The following is a 14,136-nucleotide window of genomic DNA, read 5'->3' as shown; positions in this document are numbered from 1 at the left end:
TTTTTTTCAGCGCGTTTGTCATTCCGTAGGAATCTCAATATGCAGGGATAAAACAGTTCAGATTCCTAAGGAAAGACAGAGTAAATGCTGATTTTTAACTCTCAGAAAAACCTCTGCATTTAAATTTTAAAATTTATTTCACTAAAACATCTTTAAAATGCTAAGAATAATCAAACATAAAATAATCTTACTGGCTTGCGGAACGCTGATCTCTGTATCAACTTTTGCTCAGCAAAATTTAAAATTAACTTACAGCAAACCCGCAGAAAACTGGAACGAAGCTTTACCCATCGGTAACGGAAGGTTAGGTGCAATGGTTTTCGGTGGCGCAGTCCAAGAGCATCTTCAGTTGAATGAAGAAACCATCTGGGCAGGAGAACCTGGAAATAATGTTCCGAAAAACACATTCGACAGCATTCAGAAAGTCCGTCGTTTGATCAATGAAAGTCAGTTTGAAAAAGCACAGGATTTAACCAACAAAACCTATCCGAGAATGGCTCCAAAAGATTTGAATTATGGAATGCCGTACCAGACGATGGGTGATTTGTATCTGGATTTTAAAGGCCATGAGAATTTTACGAATTACCAACGGACTTTAGATATTGAAAAAGCAATCAGCACAGTTTCTTACGAAGTAAACGGCGTAACTTTTAAGCGTGAAACCCTCTCTTCTTTTGCCGATAACGTGATCATGATTAAACTGACTTCCAGCAAAAAAGGAAGTTTAAATTTCAATATCAACGCCTCTACTCCACACAAAATCAATTCAATTTTCATCGAGAAAAATCAATTGGTCATCAATGGAACGAGTGGTTCGGTAGACAATAAGATCGGGAAAATTAATTTTAAAACCGTCGCATTTCCTGTTTTAAAAGGTGGCAAACTGACCTCAACAAAAGATCAGCTGCAGATCTCAGGAGCCGATGAAGTGGCCATTTATGTTTCAATTGCAACCAATTTTAAAAAATACAATGATCTTTCCGGAAATCCTGATGTGAGAGTTTCAGAATATTTAAGTAAAGCTCTAAGTAAAAAATATGATACTGAGTTAAAGGCTCATATCTCCAACTATCAAAAATATTTTAAACGGGTAAGTCTAGATTTAGGAAAAACGGAACATTCAAATAAAACAACGGATATCAGAATTCAAGAATTTGGAAATTCACAGGATCCGGATTTGGTAGCTTTGTATTTTCAGTTTGGCCGTTACCTTTTGATTTCCTCATCGCAACAGGGAACACAGCCCGCCAATCTTCAGGGAATCTGGAATTATCAGCTGAATCCTGCCTGGGACAGCAAATACACGGTCAACATCAATACCGAAATGAATTACTGGCCGGCAGAAAATACCAACCTCAGCGAAATGCATGAGCCTCTGTTTGATATGATTCAGGATCTGTCGGTTACCGGACAGGAATCTGCCAAAGAAATGTACAAAGCAAGAGGCTGGAATATGCATCACAACACCGATTTGTGGCGAATCACAGGAATCGTTGACGGCGGTTTCTACGGTATGTGGCCAATGGGCGGAGCGTGGCTTACCCAACACGTCTGGAATCACTACCTGTATACCGGAGACAGGGAATTTTTAAAGAAAAACTACGATGCTTTAAAAGGTTGTGCTCTGTTTTACTTGGACGTCCTCCAACAGGATCCTTCAAAAAAATATCTGGTGGTTTCCCCATCGATGTCGCCGGAAAATAAATATTTTAAAAATGTAAGTATCACAGCGGGAACCACGATGGATAATCAGTTGGTTTTTGATGTGTTTAATAATTTTATCAATGCTTCAAAAATTTTAAATCAGGATCAAAGCCTTTCTAAAGACGTGAAATTAGCTTTGTCTAAACTTCCGCCAATGCAGATCGGGCAACACGGTCAGTTGCAGGAATGGCTGACCGATATGGACCGAACTGATGATAAACACAGACATATTTCACATTTGTACGGACTGTTTCCATCGGGACAAATTTCGCCTTTCAGAAATCCTGATTTAACGGAAGCCGCAAAAAAATCGATGACTTACAGAGGCGATAAATCTACGGGTTGGTCGATGGGCTGGAAAGTGAATTGGTGGGCAAGATTACTGGACGGAAACCGTGCTTTTAAATTGATTTCAGATCAGTTAACTCCTGCGCCGATGGAAAATAAAGGCCAATCCGGAGGAACCTATCCGAATCTTCTGGATGCGCATCCGCCATTTCAAATCGATGGTAATTTTGGCTGCACTTCGGGAATTGCAGAAATGCTGTTGCAAAGTTATGATGGATACATTTATCTGTTGCCTGCACTCCCCGATGCTTTGCCAAGCGGCTCTGTCAAAGGCTTAAAAGCCAGAGGTGGTTTTGAAATCGATATGGACTGGAAAAATTCTAAGCTAACGAAATTAGTTGTAAAATCCAGTTTAGGCGGAAATGCAAGAATCAGAGTGGCGAAAAATTTAAATTTAAAATCTAAAACCACTTTCATTTCAGCAAAAGGAACAAATAATAACGAATATTATCAGGTGGATATGATTAAAACGCCTTTAAAATCGGCTAAAGCAGAGCTGAAAGGTTTTGCAGTTCCGGAAACAGAAACGTTTGATTTTAAAACTGAAAAAGGCGGAGTTTATAGTTTTGAAGTGAAGTAGATTCGCACAGATTTCGCGGATTTTCACAGATATTTACGCAAAAGATCTGTGAAAATCTATGGAATCAGTGCGGGATTCAGACAAAATTTCTTTCAAATAAAATTTAATTTGAATTATGAAAAAAACTATTTATTTTTTACTGATAATTTTTGGCATCACAAGCTTAAAAGCTCAAAAATCTTCGGATTTAAAACCAAGAATCCTGATCAGTACAGACATTGGCGGAACCGATCCCGATGACAATCAGTCAATGATCCATTTACTGATGTATGCGGATAAATTTAATATTGAAGGGTTGGTTTCTTCGCCGTCTTTCGGAAACGGAAGCAAAGATGAAATTTCAAAAATGATTGGTCTGTACGAGAAAGATCTTCCAAAACTAAAAAAACACAGTTCAGGTTTTCCTACTCCAAAATATCTGCGCTCCGTTTCTAAACAGGGATTGCGTGGAAATGCACCTTATGAAGGATATTCAAAACCTACCGAAGGTTCAGAATGGATTATTAAATCTGCCAGAAAAAAATCAGCTCAGCCGCTTTGGGTTTTGGTTTGGGGCGGATTGGAAGATGTTGCTCAGGCTTTGCACGATGCACCCGATATTCAGACTAAGATTAAAATCTACTGGATCGGCGGACCCAATAAAAAATGGAGTGCCAATTCCTATTCGTACATCGCAAAAAACTTTCCTGATCTTTGGTTTATTGAAGCCAATTCGACCTATTATGCCTTCTTCTCAAAAAATGATGATCCTAAGATTCTGAAAAGCACTGAATATTATGACCAATACATCAAAGGTAATGGAGCGATGGGAAAAGATTTCAAAAATTATTATAAGGGCGAGATCAAAATGGGTGATAGTCCTACTCTCTTTTATCTTATGCATGGCAACCCCAATGATCCTACCGGAGAAAGTTGGGGCGGAAGTTTTGAAAAGATCAATCGAAGTGCGCAGGTTATTGTTGACGGAGCCAAAGGAAGTTCTGAAGAAATTGCTTTTTGTTCGCTAATTGAGTTTCGTTTTAAAGGTCCTGTTTTAAAGGAAAATCCTGTCTCTGTACCTTTTCACATGGAAACGATGCACAAAAAAGATGTTCAGAAATGGGCGGGTTCTTATCTTGGTGACGGAAATTATGCTTTGAAATATGTCCCGAAAGGTGCAGAAATTTTGACTTACAAATTTGTATCAGAAATTCCTGAACTGAACGGTCATGAAGGGAAATTAAATATTGTCAATCTTTGGCCGGGAAAGGAAAATCCTACCTATATTCCTTTAGGAAATACGTGGTTTTCTGATCAGTCTGATCCGAACCTGTATGAAGGAAAATTTCAGGGTGGAAAAACGATCTCAAAATGGAAAAATGATATTCTTCTGGATTGGGCGAAACGTTGGGAGTGGCTGAAGTAGTTTGCCACGAATGCACGAATTTTTTGATAGTGGAATTTTTGTGGATTTTAGCGCAAGGAGTTTCTCACGGATTTCACAGATCTTCACAGGTAATTTCGCAAATAAGAATCTATGTAAATCTGCGGAATCTGTGGGGAATTAAACATTTATTTCTTTATCACTTTTGAAACTTTGTTTAATGTCAAAATCTGCTTTGATAATCACATAAAAAAATCCTGACGCATATTTTGCATCAGGATTTTTATTTCTATCAAACCTCATAGGTTTTGAAAACCTATGAGGTTTACTTTGATCTATTGCGTCAATTTATTTCGCTTCAGCCATTTTGGAAACTCATTTTCAATCAGTTTTGTTCCAGATTCATTGTACCAACTGTAGCCCATTCTGCGCTCTTCTGAAACCTCTTCATAATTGAATTTCACACTTCCATCACGATCTCCGAAAACCGGTTTATTGGTCGGAATATCATAAAATCTCGCCCAAACTGCCGAACCTTCTTTCTTACTCAGCGTACGGATTGCCTTCTCACTTTCTCTCGAAACATTATAGGTATAACCGTCAATTTTGCTTTCTTTAAACCACTGAACAGCCGATTTGATTGACTTCTCAATTTCTGGAGTGACAGGCTGCAACATCAGAAATTTCACAATGTTCACCGATTCTCCTGTGGCCAGTGACATCGGTTCAAAAGCTCTGGCTTTTTCAGGGACTAAAGTAACTTCATTATACTGATCTGCCCAGATGGATAATTTTCCGTTTTGCAAAACCTGAGTTTTCAATACACATGCAATTCCTTTTTGTAAAGCAACTTTCGACTTTTCTTTTAGCTGAGAGCTGACCGCGTCAAAGCCTTCTTTTCCTTCAGAAATATTGTACAGAATCGTCAGTACATTAATCATAGCATTGTCGTTGTACGTCACCTGTTTTCTGTAAATCGCAGAGTTTGGGAAATACTGCGGGAAACCTCCATTTTCGTACTGCATAGAAAGCAAATACTCAATTCCCTTTTCTGCTGATTTCAGATATGCGGAATTTTTTGTGGTGCTATATGCGCTAATCAAACCGTTAATCTCTTTCGAGGTCGCGTTGTTATCAATGGTTGCAAGATTGTTGTCTCCGGCTTTAATGATTTTTAAAAGTTTAGGATCAATCTTTTTCTTGTAATCCACCTCTTTTTTATTGCTCATATGTTTTCCCCAACCACCGTTCGGAAGCTGATAGACCATCATTTTTTCGGCCAAAGTATCTTTTAACTGAGCAGAAAATGTGGCTGTTATTAAACAGAATGATGCTATTTTGAATTTTAAATTCATTATTATTTTAATTATTTAATCGTAATTACTAACGGATTGGCAACTATTTTCGCCTGCTTCTCCAAAAGATTTTCCCAATCTTTCAGCGTCTGAATCTGTCCGCTTTTCTGCCATGCAAATCCTGCGTAATAGGTCAGCTTTTTCTGAGGTTTCGTTACAACCAGCAAATTACTCTGATCCGGAGTTTCAGATTTTAAAGCTACAGATTTCTGAACAATTTTCGGATCTACCACAATGCCTTCGCCCACAAAGGCATCATCGATTTTTTCCCAGTGCAGATAGTACCCATTTTTGTCATTCAGCTTAGATTCGCCTTCGTTTTTATGAAGAGAAATTCCGACCGTGTAATTCGGAACAGGTTTTTCAGTTTCAAAAGTCGATTCGAACTTAGAAAAATTGGAACCTAAATCAAGTGAAATTCTTTTGGTCTCTTTCACACCAAACTCACTCCATGGTGCATACGTCAGTTCAAAAACGGTTCTCAACGGACCTTCAGCGATAGTTTTTGAAGTCACAAAATTCTGCGAAACCTCCAGTTTTTCATCTTTCCAAATCCCAATTCCGCCCGTTCCACGGCTGTCTCCAACGTGATACGGATCGTAGCCTTCGCCTCTCGTGTCTTTGTGATAATACATCGGATCGGTCAGATAACCTTTGTACCATTCGTTGATGACAGATTTTTCGGTTCTTTTAAACCAGATATCGACTCCGCTGGAAAGTGTGCTCCCTTTCACTTTTGCCGAAGCTTCAGCCTGACCTTTTGGGCCATACACTCTGAACGCCACCCTGTCGTTTTCCCAAGTGTAGTCATCCACCCTTTCCGGAACCAGTCTGGAATACGTAGTTACATGACTTTCAGGAATCGGCGTGTTGGCATCTGCTAAAATCGTATATGAATTTGTTTTCTTAGCATCGAGTTTCGCCTGAAAAAGAAGTTCATCATTTTTCCCGTCGCCGTCATTATCTATCCACTGAATGGGAAGATATTGGTTTTGGGCATCTTTTATTCTTAAATCTTCCGCTTTATTTTTCCCTAAAAATGCTTTCAACTGCTTCGCTGAAACAGAAACGATTTCATTTCTTGCAAAATCCTGAGTATTTTTAACCTGAACTGAAGTCTGTGCATTCATAAAATTCGCAGCAATGCAAACGATTGCACAACTTAAACTCAGTTTTGATATATTTTGTCCGAACATAAAATGTAGTTTTATCAAAAGTAAAGATATTCTTAATACTGTATGAATTTTTAACCTTAAATGTTTCTTAAAAAGTCACTTCAAATTTTTCTGTATGTTTTTTCAGTGAAAATTTTTATTTCATCCTACCATTATAAAATTTTTAATATTAAACTGAATTTTTAATATTAAACTGAATTTTTAATATCTGCTAAATTTGTCTAATCTGCGTGAACTTAATTCCGATATAAATTAAAAATTTCTTATTTTTAAATATCAATTAATTCCAATGAAAGACAATCCGGAATTTTACGAAATCCAACGTTTCAGGCAGTGGTGGCTTTGGCTGATTATTCTTTTTGTGCTCGGATTTTCCGCATATAATTCAATCGGTAATGCTGAATTTTTCTCTACTACGGAATTGATTATTTCTTTAGCCATTCCCATTTTAATTTTCCTTTTGTTTTTCATTATTAAATTAGAAACTAAAATTGATACTCTGGGAATCCGGGTCCGCCTTTTCCCATTTCATTTTCATTTTAAATATTTCCCGTGGAAATCTATAGAGAAAGCTTATATCAGAGAATATTCGCCATTGATGGATTATGGAGGCTGGGGATTACGAATTGTATCTTTCGGAAGAGGAAAAGCGTATACTGTTTCTGGTGATTTGGGATTACAGCTTGTTTTTAAAGATGGAAAGAAACTGTTGATTGGAACGCAGAAATCGGTGGAGATTAAAAAGTTTATCGCAGAAATTCAAAAATTTAATTAACGTATTTTTACATATAGCGCTAAAATCAGCGTCGTTTTGTCATTCCGTAGGAATCTCAACACTCAGAAAGCAAAAGGGTTTAGATTCCTATGGAATGAAAGACAAAGCGGTAAAACTAAATTATTACTATGTACGGACTTTAGTAAAAATAAGTCTAACCTCTACATTAATTCTTTTTATTTCAACTGACCAAAATCAAATTTAATGAAAATCCTGAAAAAATATTTTATCACTTGGTACATACCAATACTATTTTACTTAATCCCTTACCTCATTTTCCAGTTAGGAATGATTCTTAAAAAAGATGAAATAATTGATTTGTCTCTGGCTATTTTCTACTTAAATATTTTAGGAAATTTTATTTCTGCCGTTGTGCAAATTGTAATAAAAAAATGGTACTTTCTTTTTCCTCAAATTATGGTATCTGCGTTTCTGTTTTTTTCAGTATCAATGTATCTTGCATTTTCACCACCCGATTTCTATGGCGCTAATAAAGTAATTCCAAAAAATATAAAATTTGAAATTCCTGCTGAAAAAGAATTGACACAAAAAGACTTAAAGCAAAACGATTTTAGGCTAGCAGAACTTTCACAGCCTGGAATTTATAATTTCTACACTAATCATCAACCTAAAGAATCGGGATATTTTTATATTAAAGCATTTGAAATAACTTCAAACGACAGATTATCTGAAAATAGGATTACAGAGCATTCAAAAATTGTTGTCGAAAAGCCAGATACAAAAATCTACACCGGAGATTTTACAATTTACGAAGGGTCGTGGGATGATCAGTACGGAGCGAGAATTGAACTTTGGTATCATCCCAACAGCAGTTCTGAATATAAAATTAAACAGAAAAATTATATTATTGAAGGTTGGATGCGATGAATCAATCGGCCTTGAAATCAGTTTAAAAGAAAATTCCCACCTCTTTCCAGAATCATTCTCTACATTTGCCTCATGAAAATCCTTGTTGTAGAAGACGAAAAAGAACTTTTGAAATCGATTCATGATTCGCTGATTCAGGAGCAGTTTCTGATTGAGACTGCCGAAAATTATCAGTCCGCAAGCGAAAAAATTGCGCTGTATAGTTACGACTGTATCCTGCTCGACATCATGCTTCCCGGAGGAAATGGACTGCAACTTCTTCAGCAGCTGAAAGACATGGGAAAATCGGAAAATGTCATCATCATTTCGGCAAAAGATTCTCTTGATGATAAACTTGCCGGACTGGAACTCGGAGCCGATGATTATCTAACAAAACCTTTTCACAATGCCGAACTCAACGCCAGAATAAAAGCTGTTCTCCGCAGAAAAAATCAGGACGGCAAAAACAGTATTGAGATGGGCAATATCGAACTGGATCTTACAGAGCGGAGCTTTTCTGTAAATGGAGAACTGATTACGCTCAACCGAAAAGAATTTGACATTCTCCATTTTTTTCTTCTTAATAAAAAACGGTTGGTGACGAAAACGGCTTTGGCAGAGCATGTTTGGGGCGATCACATCGATCAGGCAGATAATTTTGATTTTATTTATTATCAAATCAAAAATTTAAGGAAAAAACTGCAGCAATCCAATGCCGAGATCGAAATTGAAGCAGTCTACGGAATCGGTTACAAATTGACAGAAAAATGAAACTGCTCAACAAATCTATACTTCATCTCATGAGCTGGCTTCTGCTGATCGTAAGTTTATGGTCGGTGGTTTTCTATTTTAATATGCTTGATGAAATCAAAGACAGCGTAGATGAAGAGCTCGAAAATTATAAAAGGCAAATCGTTTTTAAAGCAGAAAAAGATCCTACTATTCTGCAACAGAAAACTTTTGATGAAGGTTTTTTTTCTGTAAATCCAATAAGCAAAAACAAAGCACTTAACTTTAAAGATACGTACGAAGACACCGAAATTTATGCTCAGGACGCTGACGACGAAGCGCCGGAACTGGAACCTGTAAGAATTCTGACGACTGTTTTTGAGCAAAACGGAAATTTCTACGAGCTTAAAATTTTCAACAATATGGTTGAAGAAGATGATCTCGTAAAAGAACTGCTTTGGGACGCAGCAGGATTGTATGTGCTTTTGATTTTCAATATTTTAGTCATCAATAATTTCGTATTGCAGCGGCTGTGGAAGCCTTTTTATGAACTTCTGCATGAACTGAAAAATTACCGTCTGGGAATCAGCAAAGCTTATCCTAAAGTTGAAACCAAAACCAAAGAATTCAGCGATTTGCAGGATGCCGTCACGACTCTTTTGCAGTACAGTGAAAAAAGTTATGAGCAGCAGAAAGAATTTATAGGTAATGCTTCACACGAACTTCAGACTCCTTTAGCCATCGCCATCAGCAAGCTTGAACTGTTGATTGAAAAAGAGAATCTCACTGAAAATCAGGCAGAAAAGATTGCTGAAATTATGGAAATCATCGAAAGACTGGTTCGCCTCAACAAATCGCTTCTTTTGCTTACCAAAATTGAAAACAAACAGTTTTTTGACAATCAGGAAATTAAAGTCAATACAATTGTCGGAAGAAATATTGAAGATCTTCACGACATTGCTGAATTTAAACAGGTCGAAATTCAATTTTCACAAAACACCGAACTTTTCGTCCAAGCCGATGCTGCACTGATCAATATTGTCGTTTCCAATTTATTGCGTAATGCCATTTTCCACAATATCAAATCAGGAAAAGTGGAAGTTAAAATTGAAGCGAAAAAATTAATTGTTTCGAATACCGGAATTGAAAAGTCTCTGGATTCCGAAAAAATATTCACCCGATTCCAGAAATCAGAACAACATCAGTCCGGAAGCGGTTTGGGACTGGCGATTGTACAGGCAATTGCTGAACTTTATGATTTCTCAGTTTCGTATGATTTTAAAGATGGAATGCACGAATTCCAAGTCAGGTTTTAAATTCAAATGAATTAAAATTCCAGAATAGATTGTTCGAGATCGTGATATAGCAGGACTTTCCAGTGTTCTTTTTTCGCAAGAATCTCCCACTCTATCCGGTGATCTTTTGCAGTTTTACCGTCAAAATCCGTTTTGTAAGCCAAATGATATTTCAAATAAGCCGATTGTGGTAAATTATCTGCTCCATAAAAATAAATTTCCTCTTCATTTTTAATCCAGAAAACCTGATGGAAAGGCGAATGGCCACCGGTAACCTGAAAAGTAATCTCATTAGAAATACTTCCGGAATCTTCATTCATCCAGATAATTTCAGCATTTTTAATGATAAAATCAAGAATTTCAAAATCGAAAGATAAACTGCCTTTTTTACTCAAAGCAAATTCATATTCTCTTTTTTGAATATAAATTTCAGCATCAGGGAAATTTAAATTCCACTCTTCTGCGGAAGTATTGACCAGACCCGAAATATGATCTTTGTGCAGATGTGAAAGTAAGATTTTATCAATGTGAGAAGGCTGAAGTTTATGTTCTGAAAGATTCACAACAATTTTAGGCTGATGATTTTCAAGCCATCCCAAACCAGCATCCAAAAGGATATTTTCAGTTCCAGTCATCACCAGAAATGGCTGAATGGACATTTTAATCCCTTTCGAAGATTCATCCAGAAACACGAATTCTTTTTCTTTGTTAGCAGAAAAATTCCCTTCTTTCAATGCGACCACTTTCATAATTTAAGATTTAATTGTCTGTGTTTTTAAGGTTAATATAAATGAAATAGCAACGGCGAGACTTAGCAATCCGACAAACCAAAACCATGATGTAGCATGTAGAAAATAACCGCTGCCACTTCCCAAAACACTGGATCCAAAGTAATAAAACAGCCAGTAAATTGACGTTGCCGCAGATTTTGCCGCTTTTGCTTTTACAGCTACCATTCTGCTTGCCATCGTGTGTGCTGCAAAAAACGTGAAGGTAAATAATCCCAAGCCTACAATAACGATCCAGACATTGGTCGAAAAAAGACAGAAAACTCCGATAATCATAGTCAATACTGAAGTTTTAAGGATTGTCGACTGACAGTATTTTACAGACCATCTTCCTGAAAGCATCGTTCCAAAAACCCCAACTGTGTACATCAAAAAAATGAATGCAATGAAAATATGATTCAGTGAAAATGGAGGCTGTTCTAATCTGAAGCTCAGATAATTGTAAACACTCACGAAAGATCCCATCAGCAAAGCAGCGATGAAGTACAAACTTAAAAAATCAGAATCAGAAAAAAACGTTTTCATCTGTCGCATTTTTAAAGCCAGACGCTGTCTCTGTGGTCTGAAAAATTGGGATTCAGGGAAAAATTTCCAGAAAACCAATGCCAGAAAAAGGCTCTCAACACCGATGATTAAAACAGCATTTCGCCATCCCACTTCTCCTGCTAGCAAGATTGCAAAAATTCTTCCGCTCATACCTCCGATAATATTTCCGCTCAGATACATGCTCAAGGTCAGACCCAATACTGAGGTTGAGACTTCTTCAGTGATGTACGCCAGAGCGACTGCCGACACTCCCGAAATAACAAAACCTTTTAAAACACCGAGAAGAACAAGGATTTCAAGTTGATGGACGTATGAGGAAATTAACGTTAAAAATGCAGAACTGAGTAAAGAGAACAGCATGAGTTTTTTCCTTGAAAATGCATCAGCTTTAAATGAAAAAAACAACAGTCCGGTAGCCATTCCTATCGTCGATGAAGAGACCAACAGCGAACTGTCACCAACGGAAGTCTTGAATTCTGAAGCGACATTGGGAAGCAGAGGCTGAAATAAATAGAGCTGTGAAAAAACCGACAAACCCGAAAGAAAAATACAGATCTGGATCGCCCATAACCGTTTTGTATTTTTTTCCGCTTTGTCCATTTGCTGTTTAAATTATTTTGATAAAGCAAAGTTCAGTATAATTTTTAAATTTGTAAAACGCTTTATTTCGATAACATCAATCTATAAAACCGATTTACGAATGGAACTCCGTCAACTGAAATATTTCCTCAAAGCCAAAGAGCTGATGAACTTTACGGAAGCTGCGAATGCGATGCACATCAGTCAAAGTACGCTTTCCCAACAGATTAAACAGTTGGAAATGGAAATTGATACGCCGCTTTTCAATAGAATCGGGAAAAGAATTCAGCTTACCGAAGCCGGAAATGTTTTCGCTGAGTTTGCCAAAAAATCGGTCCGGAGCTCTGAAGAATCTTTACTGGCGATGAATGATCTAAAAAAACTCTCACGCGGAAGTCTTATGATTGGTGTTTCGTATGGACTTCGTTCGATATTGGTTCCTGCTGTGAAAAATTTCATTCAGAATTATCCTCAGATCAATCTTGAAATCCTTTTTGAAACTACCGATATTCTGCTGAAAAAATTAAGCGATGCTGAACTCGATCTGGTTTTAAGTTATCAGGAAGCTCATCCGGCAGAAAATTTCACGTATCAGAATCTTTTTGTTTCTGAAATGATGTTTGTAACTTCTACAAATTCTGAATTTTCAAAACTTAAAAAGATCAATCTTAAAACCATTGCTGAACTCCCTTTAGCAATGCCTTTTGACGGTTTTAGTACTACACATTACGTCATGGATTTATTTAAACAAAACCTCATCTCTCCCAACGTAAAAATGAAGATCAACGACATCCCTACTTTGATAGAAATTGTAGAAAACGGAATTTTTCACACCATTCTGGCCGATTCCACAGTAAATGACAGACAAAATCTGGTGACCATTCCGATTACAGAAAATAAGGCTGAGCGCAAAGCTGTTTTAATGCAGTTGAAAGAAGCATATCAAACCGAGGCGATGAAAAGTTTTTCTGAGATGATAATGAAAATCTAAATTCCCAGTTCTTTCCAGATTTCTTCCCAAATTTTTCCCGATTCGTGCTGTTGATTTGCAGTATGAAAACTACGGAACGAATTATACTCACAGGAATTTTAAGTATTTTAGGATGCTTTTCAGCATTTGCACAAACACAGTCTAAACCTGTAAAAGTTTCTCATGCAGAACCTATTTTTCAGGATTTGGTGCGGGATCTCGGAGCCAGAAAAGGCGAAAAGGAATTTAATCTGGGTGCAGATTTTTCAAGCGGAACTGATTACAGAGAAAATGGTTATTTAGCCGAATACGAATTTGCGCCGATCAACAGATTAGGTCTGGAGGTGGAAACAGATTTTTCTTTTTTCACTCCGAAAAACAATTCTACCAAAGAACAGATTCCGGGAAACCGATTAGACGGAATCAGGCTTTCTGCGCAGTACACGTTTTTTGTTTCGGAAAAATCTCAGACTTCGATGGCTTTGGGCTACACGCAGGTTCTGGAGTTCACAGATTTTAAAAATTACGGCAGAGGAAAATTCATTACCGGCTTGGTGTACAGTCCGTTTTTTGTGGCAGCGAAAAAATGGGGTTCCAATATTCACACTTTGGTTTACACCTATCCGATGATTCAGCACGAACTGGGCGAAAAAGCAACTCCGGTCGACTGGCAGATTAATACTTCCGTGATGTATTCGCTACCCAACTCCGGTCATTTCATCGGGATGGAAGTGAATAAAGAAATCACCCACGGAAAAATGTTTGTCACGCTCCGTCCACAAATCAAAATCAAACTGGATTCTCATTTTGCGGTAGGATTCGTAACGGGAATTCCTGTTTCGCACGATAAAGAAAATGTGTCTTCGTTTTTCAGACTGGTGTATGAGCCTTGATTAACGTTGTAATTTTTATTGTTATTGACACCGCAATCTGTTGAATTTCTCAAACTTTCTGAAGCAGGAATTTATCTTTGATTAATTTTTTTGAACATCTGCAATTTTTTATAAAATTTAATTTAACGCAAAGCCAAACAAAGAATTATAATAATTATCGTTTTTAAGT

General features: G+C 37.2%; 12 protein-coding genes. 8 read left to right on the top strand and 4 right to left on the bottom strand.

Going from position 1 to position 14,136, the window contains the following annotated elements:
• Positions 1-157 precede the first annotated feature (157 nt).
• Together IC610_RS17525 and IC610_RS17520 are read left to right on the top strand one after the other, a co-directional pair.
• Entirely contained in the window at positions 158-2,632 is a 2,475-nt protein-coding gene (locus IC610_RS17525; RefSeq protein WP_191737993.1) for a glycoside hydrolase family 95 protein, read from the top strand.
• A gap of 115 nt (positions 2,633-2,747) precedes the next feature.
• Positions 2,748-4,037 carry a nucleoside hydrolase-like domain-containing protein gene (locus tag IC610_RS17520; protein ID WP_191737992.1) on the top strand — a complete coding sequence of 430 codons (1,290 nt, stop codon included), beginning with the start codon at positions 2,748-2,750 and terminating at the stop codon, positions 4,035-4,037.
• A 293-nt stretch (positions 4,038-4,330) separates the two neighbouring features.
• On the opposite strand, the gene pelA is transcribed toward IC610_RS17520, so the two are convergent.
• Both pelA and IC610_RS17510 read right to left on the bottom strand, forming a co-directional pair.
• On the bottom strand, positions 4,331-5,350 hold the full coding sequence (gene pelA / locus IC610_RS17515; RefSeq protein ID WP_191737991.1) for a pectate lyase: 1,020 nt from the start codon (positions 5,348-5,350) through the stop codon (positions 4,331-4,333).
• Between the two features lie 11 nt (positions 5,351-5,361).
• On the bottom strand, positions 5,362-6,546 hold the full coding sequence (locus tag IC610_RS17510; RefSeq protein ID WP_194698936.1) for a DUF4861 domain-containing protein: 1,185 nt from the start codon (positions 6,544-6,546) through the stop codon (positions 5,362-5,364).
• 268 nt (positions 6,547-6,814) lie between these two features.
• On the opposite strand from IC610_RS17510, the gene IC610_RS17505 reads away from it, so the two are divergent.
• From IC610_RS17505 to IC610_RS17490, 4 genes are all read left to right on the top strand, one after another.
• Positions 6,815-7,300, top strand: a complete 486-nt coding sequence (locus IC610_RS17505; protein WP_191737990.1) for a hypothetical protein — start codon at positions 6,815-6,817, stop codon at positions 7,298-7,300.
• 204 nt (positions 7,301-7,504) lie between these two features.
• Positions 7,505-8,188, top strand: coding sequence for a hypothetical protein (locus IC610_RS17500; protein ID WP_056075374.1), 684 nt, complete (start codon positions 7,505-7,507; stop codon positions 8,186-8,188).
• 72 nt (positions 8,189-8,260) lie between these two features.
• Positions 8,261-8,938: a response regulator transcription factor gene (locus IC610_RS17495; RefSeq protein WP_191737989.1), complete on the top strand. Its 678-nt coding sequence runs from the start codon at positions 8,261-8,263 to the stop codon at positions 8,936-8,938.
• Positions 8,935-10,212, top strand: a complete 1,278-nt coding sequence (locus IC610_RS17490) for a sensor histidine kinase (protein ID WP_191737988.1) — start codon at positions 8,935-8,937, stop codon at positions 10,210-10,212. Before IC610_RS17495 ends, IC610_RS17490 begins: the two co-directional genes overlap by 4 nt.
• 11 nt (positions 10,213-10,223) lie before the next feature.
• Here IC610_RS17490 and IC610_RS17485 read toward each other — a convergent pair whose 3' ends face one another.
• Positions 10,224-10,940: an MBL fold metallo-hydrolase gene (locus IC610_RS17485; RefSeq protein WP_191737987.1), complete on the bottom strand. Its 717-nt coding sequence runs from the start codon at positions 10,938-10,940 to the stop codon at positions 10,224-10,226.
• A 3-nt stretch (positions 10,941-10,943) separates the two neighbouring features.
• Positions 10,944-12,125 (bottom strand): MFS transporter, encoded by a 1,182-nt coding sequence (locus IC610_RS17480; protein ID WP_191737986.1) that lies wholly within the window; start codon positions 12,123-12,125, stop codon positions 10,944-10,946.
• 100 nt (positions 12,126-12,225) lie between these two features.
• Between IC610_RS17480 and IC610_RS17475 the strand changes: the two genes are divergently transcribed.
• Positions 12,226-13,095 carry a LysR substrate-binding domain-containing protein gene (locus IC610_RS17475; protein WP_191737985.1) on the top strand — a complete coding sequence of 290 codons (870 nt, stop codon included), beginning with the start codon at positions 12,226-12,228 and terminating at the stop codon, positions 13,093-13,095.
• Between the two features lie 62 nt (positions 13,096-13,157).
• Complete coding sequence (locus tag IC610_RS17470) at positions 13,158-13,967, top strand: HAEPLYID family protein (protein WP_191737984.1); 810 nt, start codon at positions 13,158-13,160, stop codon at positions 13,965-13,967.
• Positions 13,968-14,136: the final 169 nt, after the last annotated feature.

The organism is Chryseobacterium caseinilyticum (assembly GCF_014837145.1).
Lineage (GTDB): Bacteria > Bacteroidota > Bacteroidia > Flavobacteriales > Weeksellaceae > Chryseobacterium > Chryseobacterium caseinilyticum.
The sequence above is the reverse complement of the archived record's forward strand: the minus strand, read 5'-3'. Positions and strand labels throughout refer to the sequence as shown.

What these genes read in the sequence shown, in the direction of transcription:
- IC610_RS17505 (WP_191737990.1), top strand. Translation starts at nt 6,815, where the DNA reads ATGAAAGACAATCCGGAATTTTACGAAATCCAACGTTTCAGGCAGTGG.
- pelA (WP_191737991.1), bottom strand. Translation starts at nt 5,350, where the DNA reads ATGAATTTAAAATTCAAAATAGCATCATTCTGTTTAATAACAGCCACA.
- IC610_RS17470 (WP_191737984.1), top strand. Translation starts at nt 13,158, where the DNA reads ATGAAAACTACGGAACGAATTATACTCACAGGAATTTTAAGTATTTTA.
- IC610_RS17500 (WP_056075374.1), top strand. Translation starts at nt 7,505, where the DNA reads ATGAAAATCCTGAAAAAATATTTTATCACTTGGTACATACCAATACTA.
- IC610_RS17485 (WP_191737987.1), bottom strand. Translation starts at nt 10,940, where the DNA reads ATGAAAGTGGTCGCATTGAAAGAAGGGAATTTTTCTGCTAACAAAGAA.
- IC610_RS17475 (WP_191737985.1), top strand. Translation starts at nt 12,226, where the DNA reads ATGGAACTCCGTCAACTGAAATATTTCCTCAAAGCCAAAGAGCTGATG.
- IC610_RS17520 (WP_191737992.1), top strand. Translation starts at nt 2,748, where the DNA reads ATGAAAAAAACTATTTATTTTTTACTGATAATTTTTGGCATCACAAGC.
- IC610_RS17495 (WP_191737989.1), top strand. Translation starts at nt 8,261, where the DNA reads ATGAAAATCCTTGTTGTAGAAGACGAAAAAGAACTTTTGAAATCGATT.
- IC610_RS17525 (WP_191737993.1), top strand. Translation starts at nt 158, where the DNA reads ATGCTAAGAATAATCAAACATAAAATAATCTTACTGGCTTGCGGAACG.
- IC610_RS17510 (WP_194698936.1), bottom strand. Translation starts at nt 6,546, where the DNA reads ATGTTCGGACAAAATATATCAAAACTGAGTTTAAGTTGTGCAATCGTT.
- IC610_RS17490 (WP_191737988.1), top strand. Translation starts at nt 8,935, where the DNA reads ATGAAACTGCTCAACAAATCTATACTTCATCTCATGAGCTGGCTTCTG.
- IC610_RS17480 (WP_191737986.1), bottom strand. Translation starts at nt 12,125, where the DNA reads ATGGACAAAGCGGAAAAAAATACAAAACGGTTATGGGCGATCCAGATC.